At 72.1% G+C, this 16144-nt stretch carries 16 protein-coding genes and 1 pseudogene; 11 read left to right on the top strand and 6 right to left on the bottom strand.

The annotated features are described in order from the left end of the window. Positions 1-6 precede the first annotated feature (6 nt). The 3 genes from ACH4UK_RS33460 to mshA form a co-directional block, all read right to left on the bottom strand. Positions 7-1827, bottom strand: coding sequence for a glycosyl hydrolase family 28-related protein (locus ACH4UK_RS33460; RefSeq protein ID WP_398362488.1), 1821 nt, complete (start codon positions 1825-1827; stop codon positions 7-9). Between the two features lie 118 nt (positions 1828-1945). Continuing rightward, positions 1946-2458 carry a YbjN domain-containing protein gene (locus ACH4UK_RS33455; RefSeq protein ID WP_398362486.1) on the bottom strand — a complete coding sequence of 171 codons (513 nt, stop codon included), beginning with the start codon at positions 2456-2458 and terminating at the stop codon, positions 1946-1948. 63 nt (positions 2459-2521) lie between these two features. Further along, entirely contained in the window at positions 2522-3901 is a 1380-nt protein-coding gene (mshA, locus tag ACH4UK_RS33450; protein ID WP_398362723.1) for a D-inositol-3-phosphate glycosyltransferase, read from the bottom strand. A gap of 194 nt (positions 3902-4095) precedes the next feature. Between mshA and ACH4UK_RS33445 the strand changes: the two genes are divergently transcribed. The 3 genes from ACH4UK_RS33445 (at position 4096) to ACH4UK_RS33435 (ending at position 8051) form a co-directional block, all read left to right on the top strand. Beyond that, positions 4096-4881, top strand: coding sequence for a class I SAM-dependent methyltransferase (locus tag ACH4UK_RS33445; protein WP_398362484.1), 786 nt, complete (start codon positions 4096-4098; stop codon positions 4879-4881). A 340-nt stretch (positions 4882-5221) separates the two neighbouring features. Beyond that, positions 5222-6301: an NlpC/P60 family protein gene (locus ACH4UK_RS33440; protein WP_398362482.1), complete on the top strand. Its 1080-nt coding sequence runs from the start codon at positions 5222-5224 to the stop codon at positions 6299-6301. A 328-nt stretch (positions 6302-6629) separates the two neighbouring features. Then, positions 6630-8051 carry a PP2C family protein-serine/threonine phosphatase gene (locus tag ACH4UK_RS33435; protein WP_398362481.1) on the top strand — a complete coding sequence of 474 codons (1422 nt, stop codon included), beginning with the start codon at positions 6630-6632 and terminating at the stop codon, positions 8049-8051. On the opposite strand, the gene ACH4UK_RS33430 is transcribed toward ACH4UK_RS33435, so the two are convergent. The 3 genes from ACH4UK_RS33430 to ACH4UK_RS33420 all read right to left on the bottom strand — a co-directional run bounded on the left by ACH4UK_RS33430 (position 8033) and on the right by ACH4UK_RS33420 (position 9765). Continuing rightward, positions 8033-8374 (bottom strand): DUF2516 family protein, encoded by a 342-nt coding sequence (locus tag ACH4UK_RS33430; protein WP_398362479.1) that lies wholly within the window; start codon positions 8372-8374, stop codon positions 8033-8035. The two genes, ACH4UK_RS33435 and ACH4UK_RS33430, sit on opposite strands and share 19 nt — an antisense overlap. Positions 8375-8513: 139 nt before the next feature. Further along, positions 8514-9245 (bottom strand): hypothetical protein, encoded by a 732-nt coding sequence (locus ACH4UK_RS33425; protein WP_398362477.1) that lies wholly within the window; start codon positions 9243-9245, stop codon positions 8514-8516. Positions 9246-9279: 34 nt separating this feature from the next. Beyond that, entirely contained in the window at positions 9280-9765 is a 486-nt protein-coding gene (locus ACH4UK_RS33420; protein WP_398362475.1) for a helix-turn-helix domain-containing protein, read from the bottom strand. Between the two features lie 76 nt (positions 9766-9841). Between ACH4UK_RS33420 and ACH4UK_RS33415 the strand changes: the two are divergent. From ACH4UK_RS33415 to ACH4UK_RS33380, 8 genes and pseudogenes are all read left to right on the top strand, one after another. After that, positions 9842-10027 (top strand): annotated as a pseudogene (locus tag ACH4UK_RS33415) (integrase); the annotation flags it as partial. Positions 10028-10504: 477 nt separating this feature from the next. Next, positions 10505-11401: an alpha/beta fold hydrolase gene (locus tag ACH4UK_RS33410; protein ID WP_398362473.1), complete on the top strand. Its 897-nt coding sequence runs from the start codon at positions 10505-10507 to the stop codon at positions 11399-11401. 408 nt (positions 11402-11809) lie between these two features. Then, complete coding sequence (locus ACH4UK_RS33405) at positions 11810-12541, top strand: dienelactone hydrolase family protein (protein ID WP_398362472.1); 732 nt, start codon at positions 11810-11812, stop codon at positions 12539-12541. 130 nt (positions 12542-12671) lie between these two features. Further along, positions 12672-13163 (top strand): DUF2975 domain-containing protein, encoded by a 492-nt coding sequence (locus ACH4UK_RS33400; protein ID WP_398362470.1) that lies wholly within the window; start codon positions 12672-12674, stop codon positions 13161-13163. Further along, on the top strand, positions 13163-13486 hold the full coding sequence (locus tag ACH4UK_RS33395) for a helix-turn-helix domain-containing protein (RefSeq protein WP_398362468.1): 324 nt from the start codon (positions 13163-13165) through the stop codon (positions 13484-13486). The genes ACH4UK_RS33400 and ACH4UK_RS33395 overlap by 1 nt, the downstream gene beginning before the upstream one ends. 100 nt (positions 13487-13586) lie before the next feature. Beyond that, positions 13587-14111, top strand: a complete 525-nt coding sequence (locus ACH4UK_RS33390; protein WP_398362466.1) for an AAA family ATPase — start codon at positions 13587-13589, stop codon at positions 14109-14111. Between the two features lie 143 nt (positions 14112-14254). Continuing rightward, on the top strand, positions 14255-15487 hold the full coding sequence (locus ACH4UK_RS33385) for a DUF4157 domain-containing protein (RefSeq protein WP_398362465.1): 1233 nt from the start codon (positions 14255-14257) through the stop codon (positions 15485-15487). Between the two features lie 137 nt (positions 15488-15624). Beyond that, positions 15625-16113 carry a MarR family winged helix-turn-helix transcriptional regulator gene (locus tag ACH4UK_RS33380; RefSeq protein ID WP_398362463.1) on the top strand — a complete coding sequence of 163 codons (489 nt, stop codon included), beginning with the start codon at positions 15625-15627 and terminating at the stop codon, positions 16111-16113. The last annotated feature ends 31 nt before the right edge of the window (positions 16114-16144 follow it).

Raw genomic sequence — 16144 nt, 5'->3', positions numbered from 1 at the left:
GCGCGCTCACCGCACGGGCACGCCCCGCTGTGCGTCGTACAGGTTGGCCGGCCGGACCGCCTCCGGGGTTCCGTACGCCTCCAGGCGGGTGTGCAGGTCGCCGGTGAAGTCGGGGACGTCGATCTGGCCGAACTCCCGTACCTCGCTGATGCCCACGGTCGCGCTGTACGGGGCGAGGCCGTCGATCTTCATCAGTCCGGCCCGTTCGTTGGTGACCCGGATGTTCCAGTGCGTGAAGCGCGCCCCGAACAGCGGGCCCGCGCCGGCGTCGCCGCCGTGGACGCCGTTGTTGTTCACCGTGATGTCGGTGCGCACGTTGGCGAACGGCATCCCCCGGTGCGAGTCGAACGTGCCCATCTCCATCCGGCCCCGCGACCAGACGTTGTGGCTGGACAGGCCCTCGACGTTGATGCCGTGGAGCTGGGTGCCGGAGGGCGCGGGGGTGGTGCGCGCGGCAACGGTGAAGTCCTCGACGAGGTTGTCGTGCGAGCCCTCGCGACAGTAGTAGGGGTGGTGCGCGCCGCGCCCCTCCACCTTCGTACGGCGCAGGGTGCAGGCGGACGCGCCGATCAGGCCGAAGCCGTTGTCGACGTGCCGGACGGTGACGTCGTCGGCCCAGCAGTCGTACGCGCACTGGAACGCGAGGCCGTTGTACCCCTGGTCCAGCAGGTGCGGGGCCTGCGGCTGCTCGACCGCCTCCAGGGTGAGGCCCTCGACGCCGGAGCCGGTGAGCGGGGTGACGAGCGTGGTCAGCCGGGGGTCCCAGGCGGGGCGCAGGTCGAGCGGGAGCGGGCGCTCCAGGGTGACGCGGCGGCCCTGTACGGCGGTGATGCGGACCGGCCATTCGTAGGGGACGTACGAGGTCAGCTTGGTCTTGTCGGCCCAGACGTACGCCCGCGCCCCCGCTCCGTCGCCCGCCATGTGCTGGAGCAGCGTGTGCTCGGGGTCGTCGGCGAGGCGCAGGAGGACGAGTTGTCCGCGCTTCAGCCGACGGGCGTCGGGGACGGTGATCGTGCGGTCGCCCCGGCGGGCGGGGGCCGGGGTGGCGAGGGTGCGCCAGGCGTCGCGGCGGTTGCCGGTCCAGCCCTCGAAGGGCCACTCCTCGGCCCGGATGGCGTCGGTGAGCGAGGCCCAGCGCTCCTGCGGGCAGAGCCAGATCAGCCCGCCGGCCCAGGACCAGCTGGACTTGTCGCCGCCGTAGCGGCTGCCGTAGACGCCGATCAGCTCGGTGAGACTGCGGGTCGCGAGCAGCTTCGTCGCGCCGCTGCCCGCGCCGCGCACCACGACGTCGCTGTGGCCGATACGGATGAGGTCGTCGATGCGGAACGTTCCCGCCGGGATGGTCACCGTGCCACCGCCGCGCTCTCCGGCGGCGGCGATGGCACGGTTGATCGCGGGCGCGGCGTCGGCCGAGCCGTCGGGGCGGGCTCCGTGGTCGCGCACGACGTCGGTGACGAAGCCGCGGGGGCGCGCGCCCCCGGAACGGCGGCCCGGAAGGCCGGCCCCCGCGCGGTAGCCGGCCCGGCCGATGAAGGGGATCTGGGGGTGGGTGAAGGGGGCGGCGGCGAACTCCCGCCACAGGGCGGCGTCCCGGACCGGGCGGGCTCCCGGCGTCCGGGCCGCGGTGGGGGCCGACCCACCGGCCGACCCACCGGCAGGCACACCTCCCGACAGACCGCCCGGCACACGGGCCGCCGCTCGGGCCGTCCCCACGGTCGCGGCTCCGGTGGCGGCGGCCGCCGCCACGGCCACGGCGCTGCCGAGGATCGCGCGTCTGCCGACGCCTCCCCGGCCGTTCTCCCGGCCACTGCCCCGCTGTGTCGCCATACCCCGAGCCGCCTTTCATGTATGTGAATGACGTTCATATGTGCGTTGGCGGTGAGCATGGAACGGCTCGGTGGCGCAGGGAAGCCCCGTGCGTCGGCGGCCTACCGCACCGACTCCGTCAGCCGGCGGAGGGGCGTTGGATCAGGTGACTGAACGCGTCCAGATTCCGGGTGGACTCGCCGCGCGACACCCGCCACGCGTACTCCTTGCGGATCGAGCTCGCGAAACCGAGCTCCAGGAGGCTGTTGAACGCTCCGTCGGCCGCTTCGAGCACCGAACCGAGCAACCGGTCCAGCTCCTCGGCGGTGACCACCGACAGCGGCAGCTTGCCGACCAGATAGACGTCGCCGAGCGAGTCGATCGCGTAACTCACGCCGAACAGGCGGAGGTTGCGCTCCAGCAGCCAGCGGTGCACCTCGGCGTCGTTCTCGTCGGGGTGCCGGACGACGAACGCGTTGAGGGAGAGCGCGTGCTTGCCGACGATCAAGGAGCAGGTCGTCGACAGCTTGCGGGTGCCGGGCAGCGTCACGACGTAGTTGCCGCGCCCCGGGCTCTCCCATACGAGCCCGGCGTCGTTCAGCGTCGCCTCGATGACCTGGGCCGCTGCGGTTTCGTCCGGTACGTCAGCCATGCAGCGAGCGTACGACAGCGGCACAGAGCGCACGCCACGGGACCGGCGTCGCCCGCCGCCCCGTCAGCCGTGGTGCGTACGGGCCCGGCGGCGGTGGTCGCAGAGCGCGGCCGTGTACACGTCGGCGGTCGCCGATGCGGCCGTGTCCCAGCCGAAGGACTGGGCGTGCGCCGCGGCGGCCGTTCCCATCCGCTCGACCAGCTCCGGCGCGTCCGCGAACCGCCCGAGCGCACGGGCGTACGCCTCCGGCTCGTGTCCCGGCACCAGGAAGCCGCTGACCCCGTCGCGGACCGCCACCGGCAGCCCGCCCACGGCCGCCGCGACGACCGGGGTGCCGGCCGCCTGGGCCTCTATGGCGACGAGGCCGAAGGACTCGCTGTACGAGGGCATGACCAGCACCGACGCGGCCCGGAACCAGTCCGCGAGCCGGTCCTGGCCCACCGGCGGGTGGAACCGTACGACGTCCGCGATGCCCAGCCGGGCGGCCAGCTTCTGGAGCCCCTCGGGCTTGGCGAGCCCGCTGCCGCTGGGGCCGCCGACCACCGGCACGACGATGCGGGACCGCAGGGACGGGTCCCGGTCCAGCAGCACGGCCACCGCGCGCAGCAGCACGTCCGGGGCCTTCAGCGGCTGGATGCGGCCCGCGAAGAGCGGAATCAGCGCGTCCTGCGGCAGGCCGAGCCGGGCCCGCGCGGCGGCGCGGGCGGATGAGGCGTCCCCCGGACGAAGCGGTTCGGAGCCCTTGGGGAAGGGGCGGAAGCGGTCCAGGTTGACGCCGGGGTGCACGACGGCGACGGCGGCCGGGTCCGCGTCGTAGAAGCGGACGAGCTCGTCCGCTTCCTCGGCGGTGTTGGCGATCAGCCGGTCGGAGGCCCGGACGATCTGGGTCTCGCCGATGACCCGGGCGGGCGGCTCGGGGGTGTCGCCCTCGGCGAGCGCGGCGTTCTTGACCTTGGCCATGGTGTGCATGGCGTGCACGAGCGGGACGCCCCAGCGTTGGGCGGCCAGCCAGCCGACCTGGCCGGAGAGCCAGTAGTGGGAGTGCACCAGGTCGTAGTAGCCGGGGCGCTGACCGGCCCAGGCCTGCATCACGCCATGTGTGAAGGCGCAGAGCTGCGCGGGCAGGTCCTCCTTGGCGAGGCCTTCGTAGGGCCCGGCGTCGACGTGCCGGACCAGGACGCCGGGGGCCAGGTCGACCGCGGGGGCCAGCGAGCCGGTGGTGGCCCGGGTGAAGATCTCGACCTCGATGTTGATCGCGGCGAGGCGCTTGGCCAGCTCGACGATGTAGACGTTCATCCCGCCGGCGTCGCCCGTTCCGGGCTGGTGGAGCGGGGACGTGTGCACGGAGAGCATCGCGATGCGGCGCGGCTTGCGCGAGGCTCCGGGGAACCTGAGCCTCGCGGCCGACCGGGTGGAACCGAGCCGGGAGACGTACTGGCTCACCTCGTCGGTCCTCCTCACTCGGGGCATGCTGTGGAGAGGGCACGGCGGCCCTCCGAAGGGCGAGAACAGTGGAATCCCGCCTTTCATTTCCGGCTTTGCCAAATCATTACGATGCCGGGCGGCGCGTCGTCCGGCGCGGACGGCCGGGCCGTCCGGACCCCCGGACGCCCCGCCGCGTCGCATACGCTCAGCGCATGCGCCAGCGCCCCATCGGCACCGCCACCCGCGGGACCACCAACCCGAACCGGCTGCGCCGCATGGACCGCTGGATCGCCGACACACACGGCCCCGCGCTGCGCCGCGCCGCGACGCCCCTGGCCGTCGACCTCGGGTACGGGGCGGCCCCCTGGACCGCCGTCGAGCTCCTGGACCGCCTGCGCACCGCCGAGCCGCGCACCGCGGTGGCGGGCATCGAGATCGACCCGGAGCGGGTCGCCGCCGCGCAGCCGTACGCCCGGGAGGGCCTCTCCTTCGTGCACGGCGGCTTCGAGGTCCCGCTGGACGCCCCGCCCCTGCTCATCCGGGCGGCGAACGTGCTGCGCCAGTACGACGAGGAGCAGGTGGCCGGGGTCTGGGCGCGGCTGTGCTCCCGCCTCGCCCCGGACGGCCTCCTGGTGGAGGGGACCTGTGACGAGATCGGTCGCCGGCACGTCTGGGTGGCGCTGGGCCCCGAGGGGCCGCGCACGGTCACCTTCGCGACCCGGCTCGGCTCGCTGGAGCGCCCGTCGGACCTCGCGGAACGGCTGCCGAAGGCCCTGATCCACCGCAACGTGCCGGGCGAGCCGGTCCACGCCTTCCTGCGGGACTTCGACCGGGCCTGGGCGACGGCCTCCCCGTACGCCTCGCTCGGCGCGCGGCAGCGGTGGATCGCGGCGGTGCGGGCGGTGGCGGCCGACTGGCCGGTGACGGACGGGGTACGGCGGTGGCGGCAGGGCGAGATCACCGTGGCGTGGGACGCCCTGCGGCCCGACAGCCGCTGAACAGTCGCCCGGAAAGAGCAGAACTCCGCCGCTCCGGGAACGTCGCAGGGGCATCGTTCGTCCCAGTGGGTGGGGAGGGCGCAGATCGGAGCGCCGCGCGAGCCGGGGGAAATCATGCGAAGTGGCCCGGTGAGGGCGGTAGGTGACGCGTCAGGTGCCGTCGGCCTCTGTTGCTTTACGGGACGACATGGCACGATCGCGACGTTGCCGAAAAGTTACTGACGGTAAGTCAGATGTGCGTTACCCGGCTTCTCTTGCTTTTCTCGCATTCATTGCCTTTGTCGACTTCGTCGCCTTCGTCCGGAGGCGGGCCCGGAGAAACCGCCCGGAGGGGGAGCTCGTGAACCGACGCCACTGTGCCACTGCCGCCGTCACGCTGGTCTGTGCGCTGGCCCTGTTGACGTCCACGGGCCAGGCCATGGCCGCCCCCGTTCCGGACCCCTCCCCGTCCTCCTCCCCCGCCGACCCGCCGACCCGCTATTCCAACGCCGACCTCGAGAAGGTCCGCGAGCAGATCGAGACGCTGTACCGGAAGGCGGGCGCGGCGACGGACGCGTACAACCTCGCCAAGGAGCAGACGAAGAAGCAGTCCGCCGAGATCGTGAAGCTGGCCAAGGCGATCGTCGACGGCCAGGCGCGCATCGCGGCGCTGAAGGACCGGGCCGGCGCCCAGGCCCGCGAGCAGTACCGCAACGGCGGCCTGCCGCCCGGCGCGCAACTGGCCCTGAGCAACGACCCGAAGCTCTTCCTGGACGGGATCAACAAGGTCCGCCAGAGCCAGCACGCCTCCAAGTCGCTCCTGGCCGACCTCGACCAGACGCAGACGGACCTGGAGACGTACACCCAGGACGCCAGCGCCAACTGGGAGAAGCTGGAGAGCAACCGGGTCAAGCAGGCCAAGGCCAAGAAGAAGATCAACGCCCAGATCAAGGCGGCGGAGAAGCTCGAGTCACAGCTGGAGAAGAAGGAGCGCGACCGGCTCCGCCAGCTCGAGCAGGAGGCCGCGAACAGGGCGCAGATCGACTGGCTCTCCTCCGGCGTGGTCACGGGTGTCGGCGGCCGGGCGAGCGAGGGCGGAGCGGCGGCCGTGGCCTTCGCGACGGCACAGATCGGCAAGCCGTACGTCTGGGGCGCCGAGGGCCCCGGTTCCTACGACTGCTCCGGGCTGACCTCGCAGGCGTGGCTGGCGGCGAAGCGCCCGATACCCCGCACCTCGCAGGAGCAGTGGCGACTGCTGCCGCGTATCGACATCCAGGACATGCGCCCCGGCGACCTGATCATTTACCACGCCGACGCCAGCCATGTCGGGATGTACGTCGGCGACGGCGCGATCGTCCACGCCCCGCGCCCCGGCCGCAACGTCACGCTGGCGGGCGCGGGCTCGATGAAGATCCTCGGCGTGGTCCGCCCGGACAAGTAGGAACACCGGACGCATACGGAACGCCGCACGGACTCGGAACGTCGTACAGACAGAACACGTCAGCGGGACCACGTGACCGGGGCCACGTGAGCGGGACCACGCCGCCGCTCATGGGCGCGTGATGTTTGTCATGGGCGCTTCCCCGCCCGCACGGCGGCCCATCGCGCCGGATCCGTGGCGGGACGCGGCTTATGGCGGCGCATATGACAGGGGCCGGTCCCCCTGCGCCATTCCGTTCCCCCACCGCGGACCGCTATCGTCCCCGACTGGCGGATCGTCGATCGTCGACCCGCCGCGCCCTCGGGGGGAGGGAAGGAAACCAGAACCGATGCCCGTACCCGTACCGCAGCAGCGATCCGCTCCCGCTGCGGAGACCTCCCACGGCGACCTCACCCTGCTGGTGATCGAGGACGACCCGGCGGGCACCACCATCACCGTTCCCGAACTCTCGGCAGCGGCCGGGACCCGCGTCCGTGTCCGCACCGCCCGCAACCTCACCGAGGCCGCGCGGCTGCTCACCGACGACGTCGACTGCATCCTGCTGGACCTCGCGCTGCCGGTCACGGGCGCCGGGACCGGGCCCGGCACGCCCACCGCCGAGACAGGCCCGGCCGGCACGGGGGCCTCCCGCACCGGGCCCCGGCCCGAGCCCGTCTCCGAGCGGGCCGGCGAGCTGGCGGCCCTCACCCACGTACTCCGCATCGCCCCGCTGCACGCGGTTCTCGCGCTGACCGCGCAGGACGACACGGAGCTGGCGGCCGAGGCGGTACGCGTCGGGGCGCAGGACTATCTCTTCCGGGGCGAGCTGGACGCCCGCATCCTGAGCCGCGCCATCCGGTACGCCGTGGAGCGCAAGCGCGCCGACATCGCCCAGCACCAGCTGACCGAGTCCCGGCTGCGCGCCCAGGAGAACGCCCGCCTGGAACGCGGCCTCCTGCCCACCCCGCTGCTGGACGGCTCCGGCCTGAGCTTCGCCGCCCGCTACCGCCCCGGCCGCAGCCGCGCACTCCTCGGCGGCGACTTCTACGACGTCGTCCGCACCCCGGACGGCACGGTGCACGCGATGATCGGCGACGTCTGCGGACACGGCCCGGACGAGGCCGCACTCGGCGTGGAGCTGCGGATCGCCTGGCGGGCGCTGACCCTGGCCGGGCTGTGCGGGGACGAACTGCTCTCCACGCTCCAGCAGGTGCTGGAGCACGAGCGGCAGAGCGAGGAGATCTTCGCGACGCTCTGCACCGTCGACATCGCGCCCGACGGGCGACGGGCCGGACTCTGCCTGGCCGGACACCCCGCGCCGCTGCTCGCCCGGCACGGCCGGCCCGCCCGGCTGCTCCCGTACGAGGACGGCGGCCCGGCGCTGGGGCTGCTGCCGCGGGCCCGCTGGCCGCGCCGGCAGGTCGAGCTGGGCGCCGCGTGGAGCCTGATGATGTACACGGACGGGCTCATCGAGGGGCGCGTGGGAACCGGCGGCAGCGAGCGGCTCGGTCAGGACGGCATGGTCGCGATGGTCAACAGCCGGCTGGAACAGGGGCTGGCGGGCGATGAACTGCTGGAGGCGGCGGTCACCGAGGTGCGGGAGCTGAACGGCGGCGAGCTGACCGACGATGTGGCGGTCCTGCTGCTGGGCCGCGATCCGGAGCGGATACGACGATGGGGCGGCAGCGCATCGCGCTCCCACCCCGCGTCCGTCGACCGGCCGTCGTCCCCGCCCGCGAGGGCGGCGAGGGCTCAGCGCCCGCCGTTGTAGGGACCGTACGGACCGTCGCTGCTGGAGCCGCCGCTGCGGCCACCGCTGCCGCCGCCCGAGACCGCCTTGAGCGCGGGGCGCACGTCGACCATGAACACGATCGACGCGACCACGCCCGCGAGCTGCAGGAAGAGCATCGGGATGAGCAGGTTCACCGCGACGGCGACACCGAGGATCACCAGCCAGAACGACTTCTTCTTCTTGTCGGCGGCACGGTAGGCGTCCTCACGGGCGGTCGCCGCGAAGACGAACGCGACCACGGCCAGCACCAGCATCGCCAGATAGAGCAGCTGGAGGACCGAGCCGAACGCTGAGAGCAACATGGTGTCTACCGCCTAGTGAGTGGATGAGCGCCCTGCGGCCGGAAGGGCCAAGGTACCGGGACAACGAGCCGGCCACCCGTAAAGGTGCCCGCCCCGCGCCCCGGTCACGCGTACCGCGCCCCGGAAGGACCCGTGGGGGTCACTTGCCGGCGGTCGGCGGCGTCTTCCTGGCCGCGGGCTTGCGCGGCGCGGGGGTCTTCTTGGCGGGCGCGGCCTTGGCCTCGGCGGACTTCACCGGGGCGGCGGGCGCGGCCTTCGTCGCGGCGGGCTTGGCGGCGGGCGCGGCGGGCTTGGCGGCGGGCGCGGCCTTCGTCGCGGCCGGCTTCGCCGGGGCGGCGGGCTTGGCCGGGGCCGCGGGCTTCGCGAAGCCGGCGGCGGGGGCGCTCTTGGTCGCGGCCTTGGGACCGGTCTTCGGCTCGGCCTCGACGACGGCGGCGATCTCGACGATCTCGTCGGCCGTCTCGCCGCGCCAGGTCCGTACGGTCTGCTCGCCGTGCTCGGCGACCTTCTCGTACGTCTCCCGGGCCTTGATCGCGTACTCGGCGGCCACGCCCACACTGCGGAGCGCCAGGTCCTGGGCGCTCTCGCCCAGCTTCTTCAGGTCGGCGGCGTCGAACGAGCCGAAGACCTCGGTGACCTTCGCCTGCACGGTGGCCTGGGCCTCCTTGGCCTGCGTGGTCACCTTCTCCTGCACGGCCTTGGGGTCGGTGTTGCGCACGGCGTCGATCCGCTCGGGCGCCTCGGCCCGCAGCTGCTCGATCAGCGCCGGGACCTTGCGCGCCTGCTGGACGGCCAGGTCGGCCGTACCGGCGGCGAAGTAGAGGGGGGTGGGGTCGGTGAGGGTCTTGCGCAGGTCATCGGTGATGGCCATGACTGTGGTCCTCCCGGATCATCAGGATCAGCTGCTAGCTGTGAGGGTCTTGGTCTTTGGTGACGTCCGTACCGGCGTCGTCGCCGTTACGGGGCCCGGCATCGCCGCCCGCGTCGGCATCGGCATCGGCATCCGCCTCCGCGTCCGCGTTCACGTCCGCGTCGGGCCCGGGGCCGAATCCGTTCTCGCGGCGGAAGGAGTCGTAGATCTGCAGCAGCACGTTCTTCTGCCGCTCGTTGATCGACGGGTCGGCCAGGATCACCGCCCGCGTCTCCAGCTCCTCCCGCTCCCGCTCGTCGAGGATCCCCGCACGGACGTACAGGGTCTCGGCCGAGATCCGCAGCGCCTTGGCGACCTGCTGGAGCACGTCCGCGCTGGGCTTGCGCAGACCGCGCTCGATCTGGCTGAGATACGGGTTCGACACCCCGGTGGCATCGGCGAGCTGCCGCAGCGAGAGCTGTGCTGCACGGCGCTGCTCCCGCAGGTACTCGCCGAGATTGCCGACGTTGAGTGATGCCATGACTCGATAGTGCAACACCCTTGCTAACTTTTGCAAGCACCTGCTTGCAAAAGTGTCGCACGGCACGCTCGGAGGCCGCACAAGAACCCGGTTGGTGGATGCCGCACTTCTGCTGGCGCGGGCGATGACTCCGGAGCCGATGCGGCCGGGCTGGGCGGACGCGCTGCGGATGTCCCGCTCGGTCCTCCCTCGTACCTCGCTCATTGCGCTCGACGAGCGGCCGGCCAACGCTGCGGCTGTCCCGGTGATCACGCCGGAGACGCCCTGCGCCCGCTGCGCGACCCGGACGCACCGGAACTGGACGAGGACGACGAGACCTGACGCGCCATGGAGTAGTGATCCGTGGTCTTGGTAGGGTCCTCGGCATGTCCTACATGTTCGTTCGTCTCCGTAACGCCTAAGACGTCTGCCGCCGCAGTCGCTCAGCGACCGGCGCCAGCCGAGGAACCCGCAGCAGACCGTGGTGTATCGCGACGCTGCCCTGCGGGTGCCGCTCGGCCCTGACCGTCGACGCGCACTCTTGCCGGCGAGGCCATCCACGTCGTGTGCTGCCCCTGACCCGGCGGCTGACGCTGGTTGATCCCTGCCGTCGGCCTGCGTGCGCCCGGCCACTGAACCGTGCTGCGCCTGGCGACGGGCGTGCCCGTTTCTCTCTTCGACCTCAGGCGGCGCACCGCGTCGGCATCAGCCCTTCAGGCATGCCCGCTGCGCCACCCCACCGGACATAGGACTGACCCGTATGACATCTGTCTCCAGTAACTCTCCCCGTCCGCGCCGGGCCCGCGAGGCCAATCCGACGTTCGTGCTCGTGCACGGCGTGTGCACCAACTCGTTCATGTGGGCTCCCATCCAGCGCGAACTGGCGCTGCTCGGGCACCGCAGCTTCGCCGTGGACCTGCCGGGGCACGGCTTCGACGCGCAGTACTCTGCTGCCTACCAGGCCCCGCAGGACCTTGACGCGTGGGCGGCCGAACCGTCCGAGCTGGCCGGGGTCACCCTTCAGGACAACGTCGACATGGTCGTCGACGTCGTCCGGCGGGTGGCCGAGCACGGTCCGGTGGTCCTGGTTGGCGCCAGCCTCGGTGGAACCACCATCACGGGCGTAGGCAACACGATTCCCGATCTGGTGGACCGGCTCGTCTACATCTCCGGCTGGTCGTGCGTGGAACGCTCCAACCCCATCGCATACATGCAGGAGCCCGAGTTCGCCGACAACCTGATGGCTCCGCTGGCCGCGCTGAACGTCGGAAATCCCGCCGAACTCGGCGTCGGCCGGGCGAACTACCGTACCGCCGACCCGGTCATGCTGGCCGGGCTCAAAGCAGCGATGATGGCGGACAGCAGCGATGAACAGTTCCTGGCCTTCCTCAACATCCTGCAGCCGGACGAGTCCCTGGCGGTGATGATGTCCGACGCTCGCGGCCACGCGGACACCTGGGGCACCGTCGCCCGCTCCTACATCCGTCTTACCGAAGACCGATCGCTTCCCCTGGCCATGCAGGACCGCCTGATCACCGAAGCCAACGCACTGACGCCGGGCAACCCGTACGACGTGCACACCCTGGCCACCAGCCACGTCGGGTTCCTGCTCAAGCCGGCGGAAGTGGCCGGCATCCTCGACCAACTGGCCCTCTGACCCCATTGGATGGAGGCAGCCTGCGGAGCCCGCCGCTGCCTCCATCCAGGAGATGGCCTCCGAAGCCCTGACTGCCGAGCGGTAGGGGCGGGAGCTGCGACAGCGGACAAAGAGGCGGCCGGGGGCCGACGAGTGGCGCGGAGGAGGCGGCATCCGCACCACCGAACCGGAGCCCGCCGAGCGCGGCGCGCTCGACCAGGGGACCACCCACACTTATCTGAAACAGGACACGCGCGAAAACCCGGTTGGTGGACCACCGCGACCGCTGCTACGTTTCCGGAGGCCCTGCGAGAGAACGAGGAGGTGGTACCCGTGAACGTATGCACCTGGGTGCTCCCCTCCGGGGTCATGGTCGGGCGATAGATCGTCCGGGAGCGCCGTTTCCGAGCTCTCCCGAAAGGCACGACCATGCAGTTCACCTCCGAACAGCGCCTCGACGACGGCGTCGTCGAGCGCGAGTTCACCCTCGACGAGATCCCCGGCATCCTGTGGACGCCCGCAGCCGCATCCGCGCCGGTGCCGCTGATCCTGCTCGGCCACCCCCCGCTCGGACTGAGCAAGATGTACCCGCGGCTGGTGGCGCGGGCCCGGGACGCGGTGGCGGACGGCTTCGCCGCGGCCACCATCGAACTGCCCGGGAGTGGTGACCGGCCCCGATGGGCCGCCGTCGAGCAGGCCCGCGCCGACCTGCGCCGGGCGCTGGAGGCCGGCTCCGTAGACGACGAGATCACCGACGCCCTCGTCCTCCCGCTCGTCGAAAGGGCCGTCCCGGAGTGGCAGGCCGCCCTGGACGCCCTCCTGTCGCTGCCCGAGATCGGCGGCCCGGTCGGGTACTCGGGGGGAGTGATGTCCATCGGCATCCGGCTCGCGGTGGTCGAACCGCGCATCTCGGCCGCCGTTCTGTTCGCCGGGAGTCTCGTGCCCGCCGTCATGTTCGAGGAGGCCCGCCGGGTCACCGTTCCGCTGCACGTACTGCTGCAGTGGGACGACGAAGGGAACGAGCGGCAGGCGGCCCTGGACCTGTTCGACGCCTTCGGCGCCGAGGAGAAGACCTTGCACGCCAACATGGGCGGGCACGCCGGCGTCCCTCGGTTCGCGGGGGACGCCGCGGCCCAGTTCTTCGTCCGGCACCTGAAGTAGGGCCCGACCCCGCGTCCACGCGGCAGCAACCCGGCACGGCGCGAAAGCGCCGCCCGTCCGCTGTCCCAGCCCTTGCTTGAGCTATCGACATTCGATAGGTTTCCATTGTTATTCGATGGAGGGGTGGGTCATGGGAAAGCTGACAGTGGGTGCGCTTCGCGCGGTGCTCGTGGTGGTGTTCGCCGGCACCGTGTTCGTGCAGGCATTGATGGTGTGGATGCTGGTCAGCGGGAACGACCCGGAGGACGGGTCGCTCCCGCTGACCCCGCTGCGCGTGCTCACGGTCCTGGGCCTGGTGGCGGTGCAGGTCGCCGTGTTCTCCGTGGGGCGGCTGGTGACGATGGTGCGACACGGAACCGTGTTCTCCCGCAGCGCCTTCCGCTACGTGGACGGCGTGATCGGCGCGATCGTGGCGGTTGCCCTCGTGTGGTTCGCGGTCACGGCCCTCAACGCCCCGGGCCAGCGGGACGACCCGGGCGTGACCGTCATCATGGGCGGAGTGGGCGTGGCCGTCCTGGGGGTCGCCCTCATCGTGCTGGTGCTGCGGATGCTGCTCGCCCAGGCCGTCGCGCGCGATGTCGAAGCCGCCCGGATGCAGGTCGAGTTGGACGAGGTGATCTGATGCCGATCGCCGTCGACATCGACGTGATGCTGGCCCGCCGGAAGATGTCCGTGGGAGAGCTCGCGGACCGCGTGGGGATCACCCCCGCCAACCTGGCGGTACTCAAGAACGGCCGCGCCAAGGCGGTGCGCTTCGCGACGCTCGCCGCGCTCTGCGAGGCACTCGAGTGCCAGCCGGGCGACCTGCTGCGCTGGGAGGCCGAGGCCGAGGCCGAGGCCGAGGCCGAGGCCGAGGACGCCGAGGCCGAGGCCGAGGACGCCGAGGCCGAGGCCGAGGACGCCGAGGCCAAGGACGCCGAGGCCGAGGACGCCGCGGGCGGATGACGTGCCGGGCGGGCCGGGAAATCGCCCCGAATATCGCCTGAGCCGTACCGGATCCCTGCCGCGCCGGCTCCCCGGTCCGCACAGCGTTAGCGTGGGCCTCATGATCGTATGGCTCAACGGCACCCACGGCGTCGGCAAGACGACGACCAGCGCACTCGTGCAGCAACTGATCCCGGATTCACGGGTGTTCGACGCCGAGAAGGTCGGCGAGACGCTCATGGACATCACGCCGGGACTGCCCGAGACGGACAACTTCCAGCACTGGCCGCCCTGGCGGCCGCTCGTCGTCGAGACCGCCCGCCGCGTCCTCGACTACGCCGGTGGCACGCTGGTGATCCCCATGACCGTCCTGGTCGAGCCGTACTGGCGCGAGATCAGCTCGGGCCTCGCCCAGCACGGCATCGCCGTACGGCACTTCGTCCTCCATGCCGACCAGGACACCCTGCGCGGGCGGATCGCGGGCGACACCGTCCTCGGCCCCGACTCCCCCTTTCGCCTCCGCCACCTCGAGCCCTACGCCGAGGCGGCCCGGACCTGGCTGCACGACGAGGCCGAGGTCGTCGACACCACGCGCCGCACGCCCTCGCAGGCCGCCCTGCACATCGCCGAGGCCGTCAAGAGCTGAGACCGTCCGCCCGTCCGGCAGCCGGCGGCTTCCCGTTCGATGCCCTCGGCACTGCCCTCCGGGCCCTCGCGGGGAGCGTGCCGAAGCCCTTAGCCTCGGAAGCCGAAGGTGAAGCCGGAGGGACAGGGAAGAGGAGCGAGCGGATGCGCCAGCAGAGCAACGCCGAGGAGAACACCCGGCCCGCCCGCCCGTCGGCCCGCCCGGCATCCGTGACCGACGGCCCCTCGGGCCTTCCGGGGCTCCAGAGGAGTGTCGGCAACGCCGCGGTCGTGCAGATGCTCCGGCGCGCGGGCCACCGCGGAGCGACGGCCGCGCCGCACGACCGGCACGGCCCCGGCTGCGGCCACGAGCAGCAGACCGAAGGGCCCGCGGTGCAGCGCTCCTCCGTCCACGGGGTGCTGGGCGGTCCGGGCCGGGCGATGAACGACTCGGTCCGTACGGAGATGGAGTCGCGGCTCGACGCCGACTTCACCGACGTACGGATCCACGACGGCGCCGACGCCAGGGCCTCGGCAGCGGAGATCGGCGCCCGCGCCTACACCTCGGGCAGCCATGTCGTCCTGGGCAAGGGCGGCGGCGACAAGCACACGCTCGCCCATGAACTGACCCATGTCATCCAGCAGCGGCAGGGCCCGGTGGCCGGTACGGACAACGGCTCCGGGCTGCGCGTCAGTGATCCGTCCGACCACTTCGAGCGCGCGGCGGAGGCGAACGCACGCCGGGCGATGAGCCGGCCGCACCCCCAGCCCACCCACGCCGACACCCATGCCCACGCCCACGGCGACCAGCACGCCACCGAAGCGGCCCCCGCCGCCGCCGTGCAGCGCGCGCCCGAATCCCGTCCGACGGTCCACGCCGGCACCAACGACGAATGGGAAGCCCACAGCACCCCCGGCCGCACCGACGGGATCGTCCTCAGCGGCCACGGCTCCTGGGACCAGGCGAACGGCGAGTTCCGGGTGCCCCCGGGCGTCAAGGTGCACACGTACTGCATGCACGGCAACACCGTGCTGGACGCCAACGGAGCCCGCGTGGAGACGGGTGACAAGGACCTGCTGCCGCAGAACATCCGCGACGGCCGCAACACCATGCTCGACTACACGATCCACGCCCCCAGCGGCCTGGACATCCACGGCTCCCCGGTGGCCATCACCGCCACCGGCGGCGGCTACGACGTCCAACTCGACCCGACCCAGCCCGCCACCGTGACGGTCCCCACCCTGAACGACCCCCAGCTGGCGGGCCGTTCCCTCACGTTCACCCACGACATCCGGCTGTCGACACTCCTGCGACCGGGCATGGGCAACGTCCACTTCGCGGCGTGCCTGCATCTGGAGATCCCGGGGATGGCGGGCAGGACGCGCAACCAGGCCTAGCGATCGCTTGGCGCGTGACGGGTGACGGGTGACGGGTGACGGAGGCCTGCCGCCCGGCTGGATGCCACCGGCCGGGCGACCGCCAACCATCCCTTTCCGGATGATCCACCACGGATCGAATGGTTACCCTGGACGCCATGACCGCCATGACGCCCGCCCGCACCGCGCCCGACCTCTCCTTCCTCCTGGACCACACCAGCCATGTCCTGCGGACCCAGATGTCGGCGGCGCTCGGCGAGATCGGCCTGACCGCCCGGATGCACTGCGTCCTGGTCCACGCCCTGGAGGAGGAGCGCACCCAGATCCAGCTCGCCGAGATCGGCGACATGGACAAGACCACGATGGTCGTGACGGTCGACGCGCTGGAGAGCGCCGGGCTCGCCGAGCGCCGGCCCTCCAGCCGGGACCGGCGCGCCCGGATCATCGCGGTCACCGAGAAGGGCGCCGCTCTCGCGCAACGGAGTCAGGCCATCGTCGACCGCGTCCACGGCGAGGCCCTGACCGCCCTGGGCACGGCCGACCGCGCGGCCCTCCTCAAGGCCCTGAACGCACTGGCCGCCGGACACCTGGCAACCCCTGTGGAGAGCCCCCGCGCGGTACGCCGGGCGCGCCAGACCGCGAAGTAGGAAGTCGAGCGGACCGTAAGAGATAGTCCGC

It is taken from the genome of Streptomyces sp. NPDC020884 (genome assembly GCF_044333935.1).
Lineage (GTDB): Bacteria > Actinomycetota > Actinomycetes > Streptomycetales > Streptomycetaceae > Streptomyces.
The sequence above is the reverse complement of the archived record's forward strand: the minus strand, read 5'-3'. Positions and strand labels throughout refer to the sequence as shown.